General features: G+C 42.7%; 21 protein-coding genes and 2 rRNA genes (1 of these 23 cut by a window edge). 13 read left to right on the top strand and 10 right to left on the bottom strand.

The genetic code is table 11. From position 1 onward, the window contains the following. Together IT970_RS00200 and rrf are read left to right on the top strand one after the other, a co-directional pair. Window positions 1-1,030, top strand: a 23S ribosomal RNA gene (locus IT970_RS00200); it begins 1,857 nt to the left of the window's first position. Between the two features lie 120 nt (window positions 1,031-1,150). Further along, a 5S ribosomal RNA gene (rrf, locus tag IT970_RS00205) occupies window positions 1,151-1,265 on the top strand. 178 nt (window positions 1,266-1,443) lie between these two features. Here the strand turns inward: rrf and IT970_RS00210 are convergent. Continuing rightward, window positions 1,444-2,464, bottom strand: a protein-coding gene (locus tag IT970_RS00210; protein ID WP_374027195.1) for an IS630 family transposase whose coding sequence is annotated in 2 segments (ribosomal slippage) — window positions 1,444-2,010 and window positions 2,012-2,464 — 1,020 coding nt in all. Because the reading frame shifts where the segments join, the coding sequence is not laid out codon by codon here. Between the two features lie 573 nt (window positions 2,465-3,037). On the opposite strand from IT970_RS00210, the gene IT970_RS00215 reads away from it, so the two are divergent. From IT970_RS00215 to IT970_RS00250, 8 genes are all read left to right on the top strand, one after another. Continuing rightward, window positions 3,038-3,973: a hypothetical protein gene (locus IT970_RS00215; RefSeq protein WP_065978859.1), complete on the top strand. Its 936-nt coding sequence runs from the start codon at window positions 3,038-3,040 to the stop codon at window positions 3,971-3,973. A 30-nt stretch (window positions 3,974-4,003) separates the two neighbouring features. Continuing rightward, the gene (locus IT970_RS00220; protein ID WP_036974315.1) at window positions 4,004-4,903 is read left to right on the top strand and encodes a DUF350 domain-containing protein; all 900 of its coding nucleotides are present in this window, start codon (window positions 4,004-4,006) and stop codon (window positions 4,901-4,903) included. A 4-nt stretch (window positions 4,904-4,907) separates the two neighbouring features. Further along, entirely contained in the window at window positions 4,908-6,629 is a 1,722-nt protein-coding gene (locus IT970_RS00225; protein WP_196857496.1) for a polyamine aminopropyltransferase, read from the top strand. Between the two features lie 79 nt (window positions 6,630-6,708). Further along, window positions 6,709-7,122, top strand: coding sequence for a YjfI family protein (locus tag IT970_RS00230; RefSeq protein WP_036974320.1), 414 nt, complete (start codon window positions 6,709-6,711; stop codon window positions 7,120-7,122). Window positions 7,123-7,146: 24 nt separating this feature from the next. Further along, complete coding sequence (locus tag IT970_RS00235) at window positions 7,147-7,839, top strand: PspA/IM30 family protein (RefSeq protein WP_036974322.1); 693 nt, start codon at window positions 7,147-7,149, stop codon at window positions 7,837-7,839. Between the two features lie 72 nt (window positions 7,840-7,911). Next, window positions 7,912-8,550: a hypothetical protein gene (locus IT970_RS00240; protein WP_036974324.1), complete on the top strand. Its 639-nt coding sequence runs from the start codon at window positions 7,912-7,914 to the stop codon at window positions 8,548-8,550. After that, window positions 8,547-8,864: a hypothetical protein gene (locus IT970_RS00245; RefSeq protein ID WP_036974326.1), complete on the top strand. Its 318-nt coding sequence runs from the start codon at window positions 8,547-8,549 to the stop codon at window positions 8,862-8,864. The genes IT970_RS00240 and IT970_RS00245 overlap by 4 nt, the downstream gene beginning before the upstream one ends. A 72-nt stretch (window positions 8,865-8,936) precedes the next feature. Continuing rightward, complete coding sequence (locus IT970_RS00250; protein WP_036974327.1) at window positions 8,937-9,122, top strand: hypothetical protein; 186 nt, start codon at window positions 8,937-8,939, stop codon at window positions 9,120-9,122. Here IT970_RS00250 and IT970_RS00255 read toward each other — a convergent pair. The 5 genes from IT970_RS00255 to IT970_RS00275 all read right to left on the bottom strand — a co-directional run bounded on the left by IT970_RS00255 (window position 9,115) and on the right by IT970_RS00275 (window position 12,177). Further along, window positions 9,115-9,516 carry a hypothetical protein gene (locus tag IT970_RS00255; protein WP_036974328.1) on the bottom strand — a complete coding sequence of 134 codons (402 nt, stop codon included), beginning with the start codon at window positions 9,514-9,516 and terminating at the stop codon, window positions 9,115-9,117. The genes IT970_RS00250 and IT970_RS00255 overlap by 8 nt on opposite strands. A gap of 13 nt (window positions 9,517-9,529) precedes the next feature. After that, the gene (locus tag IT970_RS00260; protein ID WP_036974330.1) at window positions 9,530-9,997 is read right to left on the bottom strand and encodes a hypothetical protein; all 468 of its coding nucleotides are present in this window, start codon (window positions 9,995-9,997) and stop codon (window positions 9,530-9,532) included. A gap of 128 nt (window positions 9,998-10,125) precedes the next feature. Next, window positions 10,126-11,502 carry a class II fumarate hydratase gene (locus IT970_RS00265; RefSeq protein WP_036974332.1) on the bottom strand — a complete coding sequence of 459 codons (1,377 nt, stop codon included), beginning with the start codon at window positions 11,500-11,502 and terminating at the stop codon, window positions 10,126-10,128. Window positions 11,503-11,510: 8 nt separating this feature from the next. After that, a complete protein-coding gene (locus IT970_RS00270; protein WP_196857497.1) occupies window positions 11,511-11,837 on the bottom strand; it encodes a hypothetical protein in 327 nt (108 codons plus the stop codon). Between the two features lie 145 nt (window positions 11,838-11,982). Beyond that, window positions 11,983-12,177, bottom strand: a complete 195-nt coding sequence (locus IT970_RS00275) for a hypothetical protein (protein WP_036974335.1) — start codon at window positions 12,175-12,177, stop codon at window positions 11,983-11,985. A gap of 183 nt (window positions 12,178-12,360) precedes the next feature. On the opposite strand from IT970_RS00275, the gene IT970_RS00280 reads away from it, so the two are divergent. Further along, window positions 12,361-12,951, top strand: a complete 591-nt coding sequence (locus tag IT970_RS00280; RefSeq protein ID WP_065978864.1) for a DUF938 domain-containing protein — start codon at window positions 12,361-12,363, stop codon at window positions 12,949-12,951. Here IT970_RS00280 and IT970_RS00285 read toward each other — a convergent pair. The 3 genes from IT970_RS00285 to IT970_RS00295 all read right to left on the bottom strand — a co-directional run bounded on the left by IT970_RS00285 (window position 12,928) and on the right by IT970_RS00295 (window position 15,959). Further along, window positions 12,928-14,067: a GNAT family N-acetyltransferase gene (locus IT970_RS00285; RefSeq protein ID WP_036974339.1), complete on the bottom strand. Its 1,140-nt coding sequence runs from the start codon at window positions 14,065-14,067 to the stop codon at window positions 12,928-12,930. The genes IT970_RS00280 and IT970_RS00285 overlap by 24 nt on opposite strands. Then, on the bottom strand, window positions 14,064-15,434 hold the full coding sequence (locus IT970_RS00290) for an alpha/beta hydrolase (protein WP_180311272.1): 1,371 nt from the start codon (window positions 15,432-15,434) through the stop codon (window positions 14,064-14,066). Before IT970_RS00290 ends, IT970_RS00285 begins: the two co-directional genes overlap by 4 nt. A gap of 63 nt (window positions 15,435-15,497) precedes the next feature. Beyond that, window positions 15,498-15,959 (bottom strand): Lrp/AsnC family transcriptional regulator, encoded by a 462-nt coding sequence (locus tag IT970_RS00295; RefSeq protein WP_036974343.1) that lies wholly within the window; start codon window positions 15,957-15,959, stop codon window positions 15,498-15,500. 113 nt (window positions 15,960-16,072) lie between these two features. On the opposite strand from IT970_RS00295, the gene IT970_RS00300 reads away from it, so the two are divergent. Then, on the top strand, window positions 16,073-17,242 hold the full coding sequence (locus tag IT970_RS00300) for a PrnB family protein (RefSeq protein ID WP_036974345.1): 1,170 nt from the start codon (window positions 16,073-16,075) through the stop codon (window positions 17,240-17,242). Beyond that, window positions 17,242-18,360, top strand: coding sequence for an aminotransferase class V-fold PLP-dependent enzyme (locus IT970_RS00305; RefSeq protein WP_065978867.1), 1,119 nt, complete (start codon window positions 17,242-17,244; stop codon window positions 18,358-18,360). Before IT970_RS00300 ends, IT970_RS00305 begins: the two co-directional genes overlap by 1 nt. Here IT970_RS00305 and IT970_RS00310 read toward each other — a convergent pair. Further along, window positions 18,332-19,096 carry an MBL fold metallo-hydrolase gene (locus IT970_RS00310; RefSeq protein ID WP_196857498.1) on the bottom strand — a complete coding sequence of 255 codons (765 nt, stop codon included), beginning with the start codon at window positions 19,094-19,096 and terminating at the stop codon, window positions 18,332-18,334. The genes IT970_RS00305 and IT970_RS00310 overlap by 29 nt on opposite strands. Window positions 19,097-19,109 lie beyond the last annotated feature (13 nt).

The following is a 19,109-nucleotide window of genomic DNA, read 5'->3' on the forward strand; positions in this document are numbered from 1 at the left end:
GAAGCTCTTGATCGAAGCCCCGGTAAACGGCGGCCGTAACTATAACGGTCCTAAGGTAGCGAAATTCCTTGTCGGGTAAGTTCCGACCTGCACGAATGGTGTAACCATGGCCACGCTGTCTCCACCCGAGACTCAGTGAAATTGAAATCGCAGTGAAGATGCTGTGTACCCGCGGCTAGACGGAAAGACCCCGTGAACCTTTACTACAGCTTGGCACTGAACATTGAACCTACATGTGTAGGATAGGTGGGAGGCTTTGAAGCAGAGACGCTAGTCTTTGTGGAGCCGTCCTTGAAATACCACCCTTGTAGTTTTGATGTTCTAACGTTGGCCCCTAATCGGGGTTACGGACAGTGCCTGGTGGGTAGTTTGACTGGGGCGGTCTCCTCCCAAAGAGTAACGGAGGAGCACGAAGGTTGGCTAAGTACGGTCGGACATCGTACGGTTAGTGTAATGGTAGAAGCCAGCTTAACTGCGAGACAGACACGTCGAGCAGGTACGAAAGTAGGTCATAGTGATCCGGTGGTTCTGAATGGAAGGGCCATCGCTCAACGGATAAAAGGTACTCCGGGGATAACAGGCTGATACCGCCCAAGAGTTCATATCGACGGCGGTGTTTGGCACCTCGATGTCGGCTCATCACATCCTGGGGCTGAAGTCGGTCCCAAGGGTATGGCTGTTCGCCATTTAAAGTGGTACGCGAGCTGGGTTTAGAACGTCGTGAGACAGTTCGGTCCCTATCTGCCGTGGGCGTTTGAGAATTGAGAGGGGTTGCTCCTAGTACGAGAGGACCGGAGTGAACGAACCGCTGGTGTTCGGGTTGTCATGCCAATGGCATTGCCCGGTAGCTACGTTCGGAACTGATAAGCGCTGAAAGCATCTAAGCGCGAAGCAGGCCTCGAGATGAGTTCTCACTAGACTTTTAAAGTCTCTGAAGGGCCGTTGAAGACTACAACGTTGATAGGCAGGATGTGGAAGTGGTGTGAGCCATTAAGCTAACCTGTACTAATTACCCGTGAGGCTTAACCATACAACGCCAAACGCGTTTTATGACAGCGTAACAGACAGAAGTTAGTATACTAAAGTAGATTTACGATTATCAGATTTCCAGATTTTAGTTAATTGCAGATGCGATTAACAACCAAATTTGCTTGGTGACAATAGCGTTTTGGACCCACCTGACTCCATGCCGAACTCAGTAGTGAAACGAAACAGCGCCGATGATAGTGTGGCATTTGCCATGTGAAAGTAGGACATCGCCAGGCTCCTAATTAGAGAAACCCGTTGCAGCAATGCAGCGGGTTTTTTGCGTTCAGGGCTAAATCGTCCAGTACTATACAGAGATAAAAGACGCATCAGCGCAAGATGAAGAGACGTAGGAGGTACTTGAGTGCCGAAAGTGTCTGATATGGCCTTCATACATAATACCATTCCGCATAAAGGTTAAATCAACTTTATCCATTCCCGATTACACATCTTCATCACTCGCTCCGGTATTGAAATAAAGTGATTCCATGCTTTTGAAACTTCATCAACAATTTCGTCATAGCCCGAAAACACTCTATTGGATAAACAGTGTTGTCGTATCCAGCTCCATACTTGCTCTATTGGGTTTAACTCTGGTGAATAAGGAGGGAGCTTTATTAGCGTGAGGTTGTTAAATTCTGCGGCTGTATCGTATGTGTGCCAGCCTGCGCCATCTATTATCACGACAGCATGCCTGCCAACTGGTGTAGCTTGTGATATCTGACTCAGGTGCTGCGTCATTGCTTCTTTATTGACGAATGGGCTTACTAGCGCTTCTGTTTGGCCTGTGGCAGGACATACCGCACCAAATAAATATCCATAGTCAAACTGCTGTTGTTTTACTATCCGTGGCCGAGTGCCTGTTTCAGCCCAAATGCGCGTAGTCGGATTTTGCTGGCCAAATCGTGCTTCGTCCTGAAACCATACGTCGATACGGTCAAGTGGAAGGTGTCCGGGTGTGTGAAGGATCGTTTCCAGTTGGAAGTTTTTTAAAAGCTTCTTGGCTTTTTAATGAGTGTTTAGGGTGTTTCGAACGGCTTGTGATCCAACTAAAGCCAAGCTGCTTGAGTATTTTATAAGTATGATTTAAGTGATAATGAACACCAAATTCAGTGCTAATGTAATGCACAATGTCTTCACCGGTAAGCCGGCCACCTTGAAGTTCTGTGTTCGTGCGTTTTATAAATTCAGACAGTTGCTCAAGTTGTGACTGTTGTAATCTAGATGGACGCCCTTGTATAGGCTTATTGTCTAAGCCATACAGCCCCTGCTCTAGGTAACTTGAAACCCATTTATTAACACTACTTCGTGCTATGTTAAGACGTTTTGCAATATCGGTTCTGCTATTCCCCTCATAAAATAATGATACTGCGAGTAATCGTATGCGTTTTCGTGCGTTTGGTTCTTTTCGCGAAAGCGCTAAAAGCTGTTCAGCTATGTTTTGGTTCAATGTTATTAACCGGTGATTTTATATAGCCTATATTAGATCAGATATTTAAGCGGAATGGTATAATTAGGACGTAGAGGCACTTTAGTGCCGAAAAATGATTATGCCTTTCACACATAACCACTGACATTCACGGCTAAAGCCGTTCCTACACTTCTTAATAACGATGTTTAATCATGATGACAAGATTGGAGGCTCTAAAATTGGCTACTTCACTTTACGCTAACCTAATTAGCTTAGTTGGAGGCACTTTAGTGCCGAAATTGTCTGATATGCCCTTCACACCTAATCACTGATATTCACTGCTAAAGCCGTTTCCATGCTTTATAATCAGATGTTTAATCACGATGTACAAATCAAAAGTGAATGGAGTCGAGGGCTCAAATCTTTAAAATAGGCCCACTTTATCAAGCATTCATTCTCATCTATTAATAATGAGTCTTCACTTGGCAAGCTGCCTGACGAATTAGCACCCTATTTACCCTTTGTTGCAATTTTCATCTTGGTTTAGTACCTGAGCTATGTAAAACTAATCGGGTTTTTAACCACAATCAGGTGACATGAATGTCTCAAATAAAAGCTTGGAAACTTATTAGCCTGTTTTGTTTGGTAAGCTTGCTTATGGGCTGTGAGTCGAAGGAAGAGCAGCTGAAACAAACAATACAACAATCCATAGAAAAAGCTGAAGTAGAGTTAAATCAGTTGGGTACTGCGCTTGATAATGGCTCTCTTCGTAATGCGACTTTACTTAAACAGTATGCAAAGGTCCTCACGGAGCAGCAACCACAACTTTCTGAAATTGCGCGTGTTATTAGCCTTGATGCAACCCGAGAAGGTGCTATTTACAGTGGGCTTAAACAGCGTTTAGCGGATGTCAAAGCAACGAGCTTAATTCCGCCTTATGAAGACACCCTTCATCAACTTGATTTAATTCGTGACGCCGCAAAACCGTCTTTATTCCAAGACGCTTTAACTGACCCAATAAATATGCTCGCCGATATGTCAAACGGTGCGCTTGCGCGTGTTGGGGCAATTAGTGAGGCTGCAGAAGGTGAAAGCGTAGGAAATCAGCTTGTTGGCAACCCTAATTACGGCCAATGGCAAACCAATAGTAGCGGCACTAGCTTTTGGGTTTGGTATGGCATGTATCGCATGCTCGGTGATGTGTTTGATCGTGTTGAATATGGTCGTTGGAGCCGCAACAGAAAATACAGCTATTACAATGACTATGGCCGTTATCGTTATTCGAGCCCTAAACAAATTAAGGCACAACAAACTGTTGAGACACGAACACGCCAGTCTTATCAACGTCAAGGTAAACAATTCACTAGCCCGTATGCAACCAAGCGAAGCGGTGCATCAGGGTTAAGCCGTAGCAGCTATACGCCGCCACGCACACGTAGTAGCTACGCTTCTAGTAGTAGTAGTTACAGTAAAAGCTCCGGGTCATTACGCAACAGCTCGAGCAGAACATCACGTGGCATTAGCCGCGGTAAGTAGTGAAAAGAATAACCATCGGAGTTACAACACATGTATGAATTTAATGGAATAACAACGTGGTCATTGCAAGCTTTAGCAATCGACTTTGCAATCATTATCGCCTTATTTGTAAGCTTAAAGTTTATTAAAGGCTGGGTATCTAATCTACATGCCAATGATGAGATTACGGAACGTGACAATTTTGCGTTTGGTATTAGTTTTGCAGCAGGGCTTGTTGCGTTAGCCATTGTACTTAGCGGTGTGAGCAGTGGTGCATTTGCAGTCAGTTTACAACAAGAAGCACTACAAATGGTGGGCTATGGTGTAATGGCGATTGCGCTCATTAAGCTTGGTCATTTCTTCCAAGATAAAGTGGCGCTGCGTAAAGTGAGTTTGCATGACGAAATCGTCAAAGGTAATGCAACAGCTGCACTTATTGATTTTGGACATGTTGTTAGTGTTGCCATTGTTATTCGTTCAGCTTTATTTTGGGTTGCTACTGAGGGGTGGCATGGTCTTCCGATAGTAATAGCCGCATTTGTGATTGGCAGTATCGCCATGTTGTTGGTGAGCCAATACCGAGTTCAGCTGTTCAAACGTACAAATCGCAGTGGTGATTGCTTACAGCAAGCGGTGATTGACGGTAATTTAGCAGTGGGAATTCGTTATGCAGGCTTCTTAGTGGGCAGTGCATTAGCGCTTACAGCAGCATCAGGCATAGCCCCGTACGCTGCGGATAATATTGGAGCAAGCTTAGGGTATTGGGCATTGAGTGCCGCGCTAAGTATCGTAGCCTTTATTTTATTGCACTTACTAACGATTAAAATCATTTTAGCAGGGTGTGATATTTCTGATGAAGTTAATCGCCAGAAGAATGTCGGTGTAGCGGCAATTTCTGCTGCGGTATCATTTGCTATAGGCTCTACCATGGCCACGTTGTTAGGTGCTTAATTAAGTGTCTCATACAGCGGCTTCGCCAAGTAGAGCCTCTCTACTTGGGCATGATTTTTTATTAATTACTGTGATGGCCGTACTCGCTGGGTGCGGCCTAATTTATGAATATCTACTATCGCATTATGCTGGGCGTGTTCTTGGCTCTGTTGAGAGCGCCATTTATGCCATGATAGGCACAATGATCGTGGCAATGGGGATCGGGGCATTTTTAGCACGTTGGTTTAAAGACGCATTTACTGCATTTGCATGGCTTGAAAGTATCATTGCTTTAGTCGGTATGGGGTGTATTTTAGCAATTGCCAGTGTGATAGCTGTTAGTTATTCATTACCTCATCTCTTCTCTAGCATCTTTAACTTACCAGCAGATACCGTACTGGATGGCTATGTATTTGAAAAGCTACAAGAGTGGTCTCGTTTTTTACCTTATGTGTTTGGTCTGTTGCTTGGGCTTTTAATCGGTATGGAAATCCCGTTAATAGCACGTATTCGTCAGCAAGTTTATGGCCGTTTTTTAGAGAATAACGCGGGTACAATTTACGGTGCTGATTATATTGGCGCTGGGGTCGGTGCTGCAATTTGGGTGAGTATTATGCTGGCAATGCCAATCATGCAGGCTGCTGCTTGGACGGCATTGTTTAATATTATTGCCGGGCTGATCTTTTTATGGCGTTACCATCAACACGTGCGTTTTGCGAAGGTGTTATTAATGTGTCACGTGTTGCTATTAGTATTTTTCGCTTTTGTGTTAGTGCTTGGTACGAGCTGGATGAAAAATCTTAGTAACGTTTTATATAAAGATAAAGTCATCTACTCGCAAGCAACTAAGTATCAGCACTTGGTGTTAACCGAGCGTTTGAGTCGCAATCAACCAACTGCGATCACAGATTTATACCTCAATGGTCGTTTGCAATTTTCAAGCGTTGATGAGCAAATTTATCATTCGATGCTGGTGTATCCTGCGATGCTAGCTTCAAATCGCCATGACCGTGTGTTAATTATAGGCGGCGGTGATGGGTTGGCACTTCGCGATGTTTTAAAGTGGCCAGTAAAGCATGTCACCTTGGTTGACTTAGATGGTCAGCTGTTAAACTTATTTGGTAATGATGTGGGCGACTATGATGCGCCAGAGACTATCAGAAAACGCTTAATTGAGCTGAATAATCACTCGATGAGCGATCCTCGAGCACAAATCCGTATTGCAGATGCCTTTTTGGAAGTTGAAGCTATGCTTGCGAAAGGAGAGCGTTTTGACACCATTTTAATTGACTTACCAGACCCCAATCATCCTGACTTAAACATATTGTACAGTGATTATTTCTATAATCATGTTCGTCAGTTATTAGCCCCAGATGGTGCAATGGCAGTGCAGTCAACGTCTCCTTATCACGCCAAAAAGGCGTTCTTAAGCATTGCCAAAACAGTCAGGGCTGCCGGTTTTAATTACGTAGAGCAATACCAGCAAAATATCCCTTCATTTGGCCAATGGGGATGGACTATTGCTACCACCACAGGCAAGCCTGCGAGTAGCCGAATTCGCGAAACAGACAAATTACCAGTACCTTCTCGCTGGGTTAGTAAAGAGTATTTATTGGCATCTTTTGTTTTTCCGAATCATTATTTTGAACAAGTAAATACAATTGAAGTCAATAGATTAGGTTCTGGAACTCTGTATGATTATTATCGTCAAGCGTGGCAAGTTGAAACCGAATTGTACAAAAATTGATATTTTATAGTTGACATAATATGTCGGCTATGCAAATCTTAACTCAGACATAATATGTCAAAACGTAAAAAGGTGAGACATGGAATTAAATGAACTATCAATCAAACTGGCTTCTTTTGAAACAGAAGGTGTGAGCTTTGAGTCTTTCTTGATTGCCAACCCAGGCGAACAAGATGTATTGCAAGTTATCGTCGATGGGAATGATGAGTTACCTATCTTTGTTACGCAAACCGAGGAGCAGCTACTGTGTATTAGCTACTTGTTTGCAGAGGACGAAGTAAAAGCAGATATGCGTGATGAGTTAAACGAAACCTTATTACGTTTGAACGTGCCTATTCCATTAAGCGCATTTGCAAAGATTGATGATAAGTACGCTATTTTTGGTGCACTGTCGGTTAATTCATCGTTTGATGATATTACCCATGAGCTGGTAACACTCGCTGATAATGCGATTGATGCACTTGAAGCCGTGACGATTTATTTAAACGATTAATTAGCAATTTCTGGAGTTAAGATTATGAGTATTTTAAAGAAACTATTTACAGCTGTACGTGGTGGCGCTCGTGAAGCAGGGCAAGCGATTGTTGATGCAAACGGTATCCGTATCTTCGAACAAGAAATTGCTGATGCACAAAACGCGTTACAACGTGCTAAAAAAAGCCTAACAGAAGTGATGGCAAAAGAGATGCAAACAAAGCGCAAAATTAGTGCGTTAGATGCCTCTATTGCTGAACATGAAGCCTATGCAGGCCAAGCGCTTGAAAAAGGCAATGAAGCATTAGCGCTTGAGATTGCTGAGAAAATCGGTGACTTTGAAACAGAAAAAGCAGAGCATGAAGGCGTGTTAGCCGGTTTTAGTAATCATATTGTGACACTAAAACAGCAAGTAAAAGAAGCTGAAAAGTCGATTAAAGAGAACCAACGTCAATTAACGATGGTTAAGACAACTGAAAGCGTGCAACAAGCAACGATGGCAGTAAACAGCACACTGAATACAAACAGCTCATCAATGACATCTGCGCGTGAGTCATTAGAGCGCATTAAACAGCGCCAACAAGACCGTCAAGATCAACTTGGTGCAGCTAAGCAGTTAGAAGCGGATACGAATGGCGATGATTTAAAAGCGAAAATGGCTGAAGCGGGTATTGGTGATACTAACCCTAAAAGTGCAGACATTTTGGCGCGCATTAAAGCTAAGCAAAACAGCTAATTTTATTAGCGGAAAGACAAAAGGTAACCCATGCACAGGGTTACCTTTTTTGCTTCAACAAGGAGTCAGCCAATGTTTAACTTTTTCAAATCTAAAAAAGCCCCAGAGCGCCAATTAACTGAACCTAGCCAATTACAAGTAGGTGATATGCTGAGCGTGATTGATTCGTTTGCTTATCCAAACTGGTTAAAGGGGCAGACATTACGTGTTATTGATGTACAAACGTATCAGTACCAACGCAGTGCTGAGTATGAGCTCGTTCTTGAGAGTGAATCGGGCCAAGTGGTGTTCTTGCAAATTGAATCTGATGATGGTGAGCAATGGGCAAACTTCGCGATTAAAATTCAACGCGATGATGTAGACGAAATATTTACGCTTGATGAGTTTGCACGTATCTTCGATGAAGATGAGTTAACCACAATTAGCGTGCAAAACACCCCTGAACGTTTTAGCCACTTTTTAGCTAAGAGCTACAAGCAAACTGAAGCGCCTTATGTATGTTATTTCCATAATAAAGATTATCGCAATAAACCATTACCTCGCTACGAAGATGAAGGCGGTGAACCATGCGAAATGATTTGTTTAAGCTCGGATGACGAGAGTTATGGCTTGAACATAGAAATTTGGGAAGGTGGTGAAACCGAGGTATCACTCACGTTAACACGCCCGATTAGTGATATTGTTGATTTATTTCCTGGGGATGCCAAGTGAGTGATGCAAAAGCAAAATGGCAGCGTCAGGAGCAAGCGGTTCGTGCCACGCAAATGGCGTTTGATCTAAGCAGTGAAGTACAAAAATCAATTAAAAAGCAAGCAATTGATCAAGAACTGACCCCATCAGATATGATTCGGAAAATTCTTGAGCTCGACGTTAAGTCTAAAAAAACCAGACAACGCTTATCGTTTAATTTAAATGATGAAGAAATTGCTCTTTTAGCTGCGCGTTTTGGTGTTGATGCAGATGATAAACGTGCGGTAAAGCAGCGAGTTGCGGAGCTATTGATTGCCCACAGCCAACGTAAATAAGGGGTGTAGTTTTGCCTTTGTGACATTAAGCCCTTACACTGAGGGGGAGATGTTTTAAAGAAGTGGCGTGTTGTGGATATTATTTTAATTGCGTATTTAGTTATTTTTGCATTATTTGGCACCGCCGCAAGTTACTTTGTGCGTTACATTTATGCTTACTGGGTGCACAACACGATGCATGTGCACTACATCTATAAGGCCGGAGTGTGTATCATCAGTGTGGTGATTGTATCCGGCCTTATGACATTATTTACTTAATTTCGATTGCTTGGCATTGCTCTGAAATACACAAAGATTGTACAGGCAAAACTGGCGAGCAGTCGTTAACACTTAACGGTTGTTCTGAATCTTTTTCTAATGAAGTGATCTGCTCAGCCAGCTGCTCGGCCTGCTCTTGTGGGGTGTTTAGCGTTGAATAAACCACATAGCGGCTTGGGCCACCACATGCGCGCTCACCTACTTCTAACACCTTACACTGGAAGCTTGCACTGCAACTATTGTTACTTACGATCTCGTCCAGTTGTTCATTTAAATCACTTAAATCAACACCTGTAGAGCCGCCAACAGAGGTGCTCTCACAGCCTGTTAATGCAAGCGCTGCCAACATCGTTGTGGTGATGAAAAGTTTATTGAAAGTCGATGAACGAACCATTATTGCTTATTCCTTAGTATACACTTGCCGCTGAGCCATCGATTTTAACACAAGTATTTGCAGAACACTGTGTGCCTGGTGCCGTTAGATGCTGACAAATACTCATAACGTCATTGGCTGCATTGTATTGGCTTTCAAGGCTCGTGATTTTTTGGGCTATTTTCTCAACTTCACTACTATTGGCTGTTTTAGTTGAATACACAACATAGCTGCTTGGGCCACCGCATGCACGGCTACCAACAGGAAGTACTTTACACTGGCTGCTGTTATCACAGCTTGGGTCTTGAATGAGTTGTTTGAGCTGTTGATGGGCAGCAGTAATTGTTGTTTTTTCGGGTGCCGACTTGCTGATTTCAACTGCTTGAGGTGCATTTTCAAGTTTACTGGTTGTTGCTTGTAATTCGGTTTGTTTGGTTGTTGCTGCATCAGAGCACGCGGTAAGTAGCGCGGGAAATAATACAGCTAAAAGTGAAAAGCGCATAATGGACCTATAAATCGTTGAATAAGTACTCACCATCATACACTTTGCACTCAGAGGGGCAATAAAAACGTTGTCTTTCAGTAAGTAGCTCTGTCATTACAGAGCTACATTGTGTACAGGTTTAATTGCTATAAGCCACCTTTTGTAAGCTTTGCAGGGTCGAGCAATGTATTCAATTCTTCGCGTGAAATGTCAGTATGCTCAGCGGCAACATCAATAATAGGGCGACCTTCTTGATAGGCCAGTTTGGCAATTTTAGCGGCTTTCGTATAGCCGATCACCGGATTAAGTGCGGTGACTAAAATAGGGTTTTTAGCTAATGCTTTATCAACATTGTCTTGATTAACACTGAAACTGGCAATGGCTTTATCGGCAAGTGCCTCAGTACTATTTGCCAACAGCTCAATGCTTTGCAGTATGTTTAATGCAATCACGGGTAACATCACGTTAAGCTCAAAATTACCTGCCTGACCTGCTACTGTAATAGTGGCATCGTTACCAATGACTTGCGCACTGACCATGGCGGCAGCTTCTGGGATCACAGGATTCACTTTACCAGGCATGATCGATGAACCGGGCTGTAAAGCTTCTAATTCAATTTCACCTAGACCAGCAAGCGGACCTGAGTTCATCCAGCGTAAGTCATTGGCTATTTTCATTTGCGCCACAGCTAAGACCTTGAGCTGTCCAGATAATGAAACAATGGCATCTTGTGAGCCAATGTTGTAAAAAAAGTTTTTACTTGGACTGAAACGGATACCTACGTTTTCGCTTAGGTGTTGGCAAAAAGTAGCAGCAAATGCAGGGTCTGCATTGATACCAGTACCAACCGCGGTGCCTCCTTGAGCCAGCTCGCAAACACGCTCAAGTGATTGGCGTATGCCTGTCATTGCGTTATCTATTTGGCATTGCCATGCTGAGAGTGTTTGCGCAAAACTGACGGGCATTGCATCCATTAGGTGAGTACGCCCCGTTTTAATAATATGACCCACTTCAGCTTGTTTACTCTGTAAGCGTTGGCTCAGCTTGTCTAGTTTAGGAAATAACTCGTAAATAATATTAATTGCGCTGCTGACGGCAATTGCCGTGGGGATCACATCATTAGAACTTTGCCCCATGTTGACGTCATCATTCGGGTGTACTGGCTCATTAGCAAGGGTCGTTGCCAGTGTGGCAATAACCTCGTTAGCATTCATGTTCGAGCTGGTGCCGGAGCCGGTTTGGAATACATCGACAGGAAACTGCGAAAAGTGCTTACCATCAATGATGGCTTGGCAGGCTTGTTCAATCGCATTCGCTTTTACTTGGCTCAAATGTCCTAGCGCTGCATTACTCTGCGCCGCTGCTTGCTTAATGTAGGCAAGGGCAGTAATAAATTGCTTCGGCATGGTCAAGCCGCTAATTTTAAAGTTGTTGATAGCACGTTGAGTTTGAGCTTGATACAAGGCATTTACGGGAACGTGTAGCTCACCCATACTATCTGATTCGGTTCTAAATTTGCTCATAAACACTCCTAAATAGGGTTAAACTCTTGACTTAGAACGCAGGCTTCTCGCTCTAAGCAAAAATATTTTTCAATACAGTTATGAGTTTTGTAGTAATGCTTTAACGCGAGCTGCGGTTTGTAGAGTTGAGCTAAACATTGCTTACGAATAGCATTGTGAACTAAAGAATCGCACATTTTCTCAAGTAGTTCATGAAACGTACGCCTTAAATACAATTCTTGTAAAATAAAGCTTTGATGTTTTTCGTAATAGCGTGCGATGTTTAATCCCGCTTCAATATAGCCCGCAACCAACGCTGGAGCATGAAGCCCCGGTCTTTGACAAACACATTTCATTTGCCGCTGATAATTGAGCATAGCATTGTGAGAGTACATAAGAAAACCGATTAGCTGTAATGATAACAATTATCATTACAGCTAATCGGTTTTAGTGCAAGTCTTATATAACGGTGTTAAGACTGAATAGATTAACTGCAGAGGTCTAATTATAACCAAGAATAAAAATCTGGTCTGTTTCATGTTTTTTCGGCGCCTGTACATTTTCTTTATTGCATTGAGAAAGAAGATCAATCACGGTTGCTCTGTCATCACAACTTGTTAAGGCGGCTTTTTCGCTTTCTGCACGCTCGCTCGCGGCAATGGCTGCATCGACAGCAGTGTAAGGTGAGATATACATTATATTGCTCCTATTGGTTTACTCATTACTGAATTTGCATAAGCTATACCAATCATGTTTATAAAATATAATCCTTTGAATTAAATGAATTTAAATTATTTTTAATGCAATAGAGCGCGACATTATTGTGGATTTTTGCTTTACTGTTGTGCATTAATTACCAAACATGGTGCAAAAACTGGTATGGAAAAACCATTCTCTCAAGCCTGTGAAAATAACAAATCACCCATTCTTCACGTATTAAAAGACTTTTTTGCCGATGTAGAAAATGTACTCGAAATTGGCTCAGGTACAGGACAACATAGTGTGCACTTTGCCAAGCATTTAACGCATTTGCAGTGGCTGTGTAGCGATCGTGAGGTGAATCACTTAGGTATTTTACAGTGGCATCAGGAAGCATCGTTAGCTAACTTGCATGCCCCTTTGTCACTAGATTTACAGCATGCTTGGCCTGTTGATAGCGTGAACGCAATCTATACCGCTAATACACTGCATATTATTAGCTGGCCGCTGGTTGAGCGTTTCTTTCAAGGGGTTGAAAAGCATTTAGCCCACCAAGGAAAGTTATGTATTTATGGGCCATTTAAATACCAAGGCAATTATACAAGTGCCAGTAACGCTGAATTTGATACCTTTTTAAAGCAACAAGATGCAAACAGTGCAATACGTGATTTTGAAGCTATTTGCCAACTTGCAGAGCAGGCAGGCTTAACGTTTGTTGAAGATGTACAAATGCCAGCTAACAACCAATTACTGCTGTTTAAACGGCAGTAGGGTATCGCACTGTGCTTTATAGAGTGCCATGTGTTGGCGCTCTCTGGCGATAAAATCGTTGATAGCCGCAGCAAAATCAGGCTGTTGAATATGGTGTACTGAGTAAGTGTAAACGGGCTGAAACCCTCGGCTTATCTTATGCTCACCTTGTGCTCCAGAGTGAAACTGTTTTAGCTTATTGGCAATGCAGTATTCAATCCCTTGGTAATAACACAGCTCAAAATGCAGGCTGTCGATTTCATCATTGGCGCCCCAGTAGCGACCATACAGACACTGTTTATCTTTAAAGCTTAAAGTCGCAGCGATAACTTCATCAGCCTGTTTAGCAAGCATCAATACTAACTGTGTGGGCATTGTATCTCGTAGTCGTTGAAAAAACGCATTATTTAAATAACCTGTGTGACCTGAGCGTTTAATATAAGTTTGGCTATAAAAGTGGCTAAAGAGCTGCATGTCCTGAGCGCTTATAGTGTTACCTTCTCGCCACTCGATGGTTATGTGTTGTTGAGTGATTTTGACACGCTCTTTTTTTATCGACTTTCGCTTGCGTGCTGTCAGTGAGTCTAAAAAGTCATCAAAGTGAGAGTATGCTTGATTAAACCATTGAAACTGGACGCCTTGACGTAGCATAACAGCATCGCTTTTTAGTGATTCAGCCTGTTGCTGGTGGCAAAAGTTGATATGCCAGCCCGACCATTGCCTATCGTGCGCAGTATTTGTTAATACTTGCGTTAAATAATTATAAACACTGTCTGGATTGGGGTGGTTAATGCTCAGTCTTTGACCTTCAATGGGTGTAAAAGGCACGGCAGATAACCATTTGGGGTAGTAATCTAAACCATGTTGTTGATACGCCTCTGCCCATGCCCAGTCAAACACATATTCACCGTAAGAGTGATACTTTATATACCCGGGTAGTAGAGCAACGATATGTTTTTGCTGGTAAATTGCCAGGTGCATTGGTTGCCAACCTGTGTTTTTACTCACGCAGCCAGTGTGCTCAAGCGCAGCTAAAAAAGCATGATCGGTAAAGGGGGTATCATGAAAAAAACGCTGCCAAATTGTCGTATCAATATCCGTTATTTGATTAAACCAACGGTGACTAAATTGGCTCATTGTTCAGAGGCCCTTTCAACGTCTTTAATAAAGTCTGTGATATGTAAGCTGAGCTTATCGAAATATGGATTGAAGGTGAGTCTTGCAAATGGCTTATACTTCGCTAAATTCTCTGCTGTGCGCTCACCAATAACAATTTCAGGCTGATATTTACAGGCTTTGTATAGGGTATCGTCATCTAAATAACTGCCACAATTTCGATAGCGGGCAGTGCGGCCATAGTGTGGATTGCTTGGTTTATTAACGATACCAATATGTGACATGCCTTGAATATTTTTACAGTCTTCGGTGTCGCAGTCATCGCTAATTATCAGGTAATCGGCTGGAAAACTATTGGGTATATTTTTATCATCACCGTAATAAACAAGGCGATTAAGTTGGCTGTTTTTATGAGTTTTGGGATTGTGTAGCTTAGCTAATAATTTAAACGTTACTTGATTATCAATCGTGGTATCAACATCGCTAAAGGTGCTAAAAAAAGCAACATCAGGTAGTGAACGGTGTTTTAGTTTATCTAAGCTGATGCGCTTCATGGCTTCATAACTGGCTGATGCGGCATTAAATGGAAAGGACTCATATTTTGCAAAATCGAGATCGGCATCTTTATCTATCCAGTTTATAAAGGGTATCGCGTCAACCCACTTGGCTAGCCAGCCATTTTTATTATGGGGCTCAGTCGCGGGTGAAAACAGCATCGCGCCGATAATGTGTTTATCAACGGGACCTTGGGTTAAATAATCAATGATCATTGCTGCACCTGTTGAATACCCCCCTAAAATGACCTGATCAAAATCTTTTAACGTGCGCTCAATAGCGTAAGTGCTCGCCTTGTACCAGTCGTCGGCATTAATCTCTTTGAGTGCTCCTGGTGCTGTACCGTGCCCTGGTAATAACAGGGTACGTACCGTGTAACCTTGTTGATAATACACTTGAGCTAGATCATGGTAGGTAAAAGGTGAGTCGGTTAAGCCATGGATTAATAGCACTGCCTTACGGCTCTGTTTTTGTGTTAACTCAAAAGGGCTGATTAAATCTGCTACTGTTGCATTTGCAGGGCGTGATCCTTGCGCAACGAGTTGCTTATAGGTGTCGGTATAGACTGGGCAAGGCAGCGTTGCGCGGGGATTTTCGCTGCTAATTTCAAGGTAAGCAGCTGTAAGGTAGTCACTATACGCTTGCTCGGTGTTATAACTAAAGGTGCTGTGTGAGCGAGGAAGAGGTTCTCTGAAAAGCCCTTCGCGCTTACTTTTCATCATGAGATTTTCATCTTCCAGTTGGGTTAAACACGTTTCTTGCTGTGCCTGTAATGGGGGGCTGCCGAGTCCAAAAAGAATGAGAATAAAGGCAACTAAGTTGATGAATTTCATTGTATAAGAGTCCTTTTAAGTATTCAGCTTATCGCGTTATTGTCGTATTGCAAGTACGCAGCGTCACGCTAAAGGTAAATGGCGTTTAGTGAATGCTTGCTTTAATACCACCGTCGATTCGATATTGGCAATACAATTGATACTGCCTAATTTATGTTTTACAAAACTTTCGTAGCTTTCTAAATCAGCGGCAATTATTTTTAATAAATAATCATAGCTGCCTGAAATAACCGAGCATTCCAGTACGTGTTCAAGCTTTTCCACTTGCTGTTCAAACTGTTCTGCAGCAGCAACCGAGTTTTGATTTAAGCGTACAAACGCATAAACAGAGACATTTAAGTCAACCGCTTTGGGGTTAATTGCAGCATGATAACCACTAATCACATTACTTGATTCAAGCTTCTTAATTCGGCGCAGGCAAGGAGTATCAGAGAGGCTGACTGATTGAGCAAGCTCAGACACAGATGTACGTGCATTATCTTGTAGTGCGTTGAGTAATTGTTGGTCTTTTTTGTCTAGTTTCATTTCTATTTGAGTGATTTTCACTAATTATCGCAAATTCTAGCTTATATTTTAGCGATTAGCACTCAGTGAACTCTGTTAACATTATCGCAATATATTTATTTTGGAGTAAGCCTGTGACTGAGAACACCAAGGCATTTGATAGCTGGCTGCGTACCCGATTTGTTGAGATCAATAGCGAACTAGAAAAACTATATTGGCAACAAGACGATAAAGCGAATGTAGAAGGCGTTGGCGAACACCTTAAACACCAGTTAGAGCAGGAAGGGAATGAGCATATTCGTGCCTTATTAGCAGAAGGCAATACCGACGAAGGTTTTGATAATGCCTTTGATTTATTAGGCAATGTTGGCTTATTTATGGCTGCATGTCGTCGCCATGAAATTACTGAACCCTCACGCGAAACCACTTCTCCCTTGGTTGATGCATCGGCACTTGCTATGCACATTGGCGCATCTATTGGTGTTACACCACGCTTTGCGACTGCTCATTTAACCACCCACAATAAAGCGGTTGATGGTCTTTATAAGCGCTTTACAAATCTTGAAGATGAAAAAGTCTTTGTTGATTACAACACCAAAGGAATTTTGGCTTACAAACGTGCGGCAGATGCGTTACTAAAAATTCAACCATTAGGAATTTCGCACCCAATTGCCGCTGATTTATTGGCTGTAGCCAAACATGCATTACTGGATGTCATCGAGTCAAATAATGCGCTGTATAACAAACTCGATACTGATCGTTTCTTTTACTGTGTGCGCCCTTATTACAAACCCTATCGCGTAGGGAAAGAGGTTTATCGTGGTGCAAATGCCGGTGATTTTGCAGGCATTAATGTGATTGATATGTTGCTTGGACTTTGTTTTGCTAACGAGCCAAGCTATTCGCAAATGCTGGTGGATAAATTTTTATACATGATGCCAGAAGATCAGCAAATATTGCGTGAAAGCATGCGGATGACGAGTATCATGGATGACTTTTTAGCCGCAGAAACTGAACGAGATAGTGAATGGCTGCAAACAAACTTAAAGTTATTTATTCAAGTTTGTAAATTGCATGGTGACACAGCAATCGGTCATCATAATCAACTAGTGAGTAAGTACATTGCACAGCCATCACAAAAAATGCAGCAACAACATATGGATAAAGTCACGGCGAGTGGGCCACCGTTACATGTGTTGCTTAACTCTCTTGAGCAATTACGTGATCGCCGAGCCGCAGCAAAACGCGACGATATCCGCACTCGCTACGATGATTTAACTAAGCTAAAACAGTGGATTAAGTAATGCGTAAACATGACTTTATACTCGCCCCAGGAAGCTATTTATTAAATCATTCTGTGGGCCGCGCTTTAAAATCGGCAGAGCCGTATTTTCATGAGCATTTTTTTGCCGCTTGGCAAAATGAAAATAAAGAGCCTTGGCAGCAATGGTTACACGGCGTTGAGGCATTTACATCAAGCTTAGCGCGGCTGTTTAATTCGGATGCAGAGCTATTTTGCCCACAAGTGAATTTATCGAGTGGCTTAACAAAGTTAGTGATGTCGCATCCGCGTTTGCAACAGACAAACTGCACAGTATTAATGGCAGAAAGTGATTTTCCTAGCATGGGATTTGCGATGCAAAAAGCGCTCCCTGCATGCGCTGAAATTGTGTTTATTGGCGCTGATGAGGATTTAACCGATGCTCAGGTTTGGCAATCATATTTGACTAAGCAAGCGTTCGATTTAGTGTTTGTGAGTCATGTGTATTCAAATACTGGCCAGCAAGCTCCGATTGCTGAAATCATTCAAATTGCAAAGCAATCCAATACGCTAAGCCTGATAGATATCGCTCAGTCGGCAGGTATTTTAGAGGTGGATTTAACAGCACTTGACCCCGATTTTATGCTTGGCTCGAGTGTTAAGTGGTTGTGCGGTGGCCCAGGTGCTGCTTATTTGTGGGTCAATCGTCATCAACTTGCATTGTGTCAGCCAAAAGATGTTGGTTGGTTCTCTCATCAAAATCCATTTGAGTTTGATATCAAGCATTTTACTTATCATCATACGGCACTGCGTTTTTGGGGAGGAACGCCATCAGTCGCACCGTGTATTTTAGCTGCGCATAGTATTCGCTACTTTGCCGATTTAGGCATTGATAAAGTACGCGCCCATAACTTAGCAATGCTTGCTACGTTGCATGCTGAGCTGAGTGAATATATGCGTTCGCCAAGTGCAGCAGATAAATGCTCCGGCACGGCAATCATGCATTTTGGTCGTCAACAACAGGCGGTTAAAGCGGCGTTGCATGAGGCTAATATCGCTGTTGATGAACGTCATTTAGGGCTAAGGGTCTCAGCCCATGTTTATAATGACGGCAATGATATAAATGACTTTATTAAGACTGTGAAAAGCGTTTTAGATTAAGTGCTTGTCGCACTTTTGCCTTTACAGAACGCCAGTGTGTCATCGGCTTTTTAGGTACCAGCGCTAAAATGTGTTCGAAATCGATGTCATCAATATGCATTTCATTACTGTGCGCAAACATAATGCGTTGAGGTTTAAGGGCTTTTAGCATTAATAAAGAGTTTAAATACAGTTTAGGATAAAACACAGGAAAGGGTGGCATAAGCTGCCCTTTCACTTTTACGAGTAAGTCGGCAATGTAAATTCGCTCTGTGGGAATATGGTACAGGCTAATATCGCGGTCGGTATGACCTGGCGTATGCAGTGCTTGCCAGTCATCAAAATCCGGCAGGGTAGAGTCGGTTGCTAAGTAATAGTCGGCATCTAGATATCGGCTATACCAAAGATTGCGTCTTTCTTTGTTTAGCCGACCTGCAACCCACCATGCAAGAGCGATATCGGCCAAGTGCATTAAAATACCATCAAGGCCTTTATACCATTGCCCCGGTGCATTAGATGTCGCAATTTTTGCACCGCTTAGTTTTCTTAGGGCATGGGCGCCACCGGCATGATCGGGGTGCATATGAGTCACAACAATCAGTTTTAAATCTGTCAGAGGGCGGTTGAGTTGTTCGGTAATATAGTTAAATACGGTGTCGACATCAGCGCGGCAACACCCATCGAGTAGCATTAGTTTGTCGGGATATTCAACTAAGTAAATATTTTGAATATAGCCTTCGATTGTGTGTATGTGCATTACCCTCGCTCCC

Source organism: Pseudoalteromonas sp. A41-2 (assembly GCF_015767615.1).
In the GTDB taxonomy this organism is placed as follows: Bacteria; Pseudomonadota; Gammaproteobacteria; order Enterobacterales; family Alteromonadaceae; genus Pseudoalteromonas; species Pseudoalteromonas lipolytica.

Bases quoted from the DNA above. Each gene is read 5' to 3' on its own strand.
- IT970_RS00215 (WP_065978859.1), top strand. From the start codon at position 3,038: ATGTCTCAAATAAAAGCTTGGAAACTTATTAGCCTGTTTTGTTTGGTA.
- IT970_RS00220 (WP_036974315.1), top strand. From the start codon at position 4,004: ATGTATGAATTTAATGGAATAACAACGTGGTCATTGCAAGCTTTAGCA.
- IT970_RS00230 (WP_036974320.1), top strand. From the start codon at position 6,709: ATGGAATTAAATGAACTATCAATCAAACTGGCTTCTTTTGAAACAGAA.
- IT970_RS00235 (WP_036974322.1), top strand. From the start codon at position 7,147: ATGAGTATTTTAAAGAAACTATTTACAGCTGTACGTGGTGGCGCTCGT.
- IT970_RS00240 (WP_036974324.1), top strand. From the start codon at position 7,912: ATGTTTAACTTTTTCAAATCTAAAAAAGCCCCAGAGCGCCAATTAACT.
- IT970_RS00255 (WP_036974328.1), bottom strand. From the start codon at position 9,516: ATGGTTCGTTCATCGACTTTCAATAAACTTTTCATCACCACAACGATG.
- IT970_RS00260 (WP_036974330.1), bottom strand. From the start codon at position 9,997: ATGCGCTTTTCACTTTTAGCTGTATTATTTCCCGCGCTACTTACCGCG.
- IT970_RS00265 (WP_036974332.1), bottom strand. From the start codon at position 11,502: ATGAGCAAATTTAGAACCGAATCAGATAGTATGGGTGAGCTACACGTT.
- IT970_RS00270 (WP_196857497.1), bottom strand. From the start codon at position 11,837: ATGAAATGTGTTTGTCAAAGACCGGGGCTTCATGCTCCAGCGTTGGTT.
- IT970_RS00275 (WP_036974335.1), bottom strand. From the start codon at position 12,177: ATGTATATCTCACCTTACACTGCTGTCGATGCAGCCATTGCCGCGAGC.
- IT970_RS00280 (WP_065978864.1), top strand. From the start codon at position 12,361: ATGGAAAAACCATTCTCTCAAGCCTGTGAAAATAACAAATCACCCATT.
- IT970_RS00285 (WP_036974339.1), bottom strand. From the start codon at position 14,067: ATGAGCCAATTTAGTCACCGTTGGTTTAATCAAATAACGGATATTGAT.
- IT970_RS00290 (WP_180311272.1), bottom strand. From the start codon at position 15,434: ATGAAATTCATCAACTTAGTTGCCTTTATTCTCATTCTTTTTGGACTC.
- IT970_RS00295 (WP_036974343.1), bottom strand. From the start codon at position 15,959: ATGAAACTAGACAAAAAAGACCAACAATTACTCAACGCACTACAAGAT.
- IT970_RS00305 (WP_065978867.1), top strand. From the start codon at position 17,242: ATGCGTAAACATGACTTTATACTCGCCCCAGGAAGCTATTTATTAAAT.
- IT970_RS00310 (WP_196857498.1), bottom strand. From the start codon at position 19,096: ATGCACATACACACAATCGAAGGCTATATTCAAAATATTTACTTAGTT.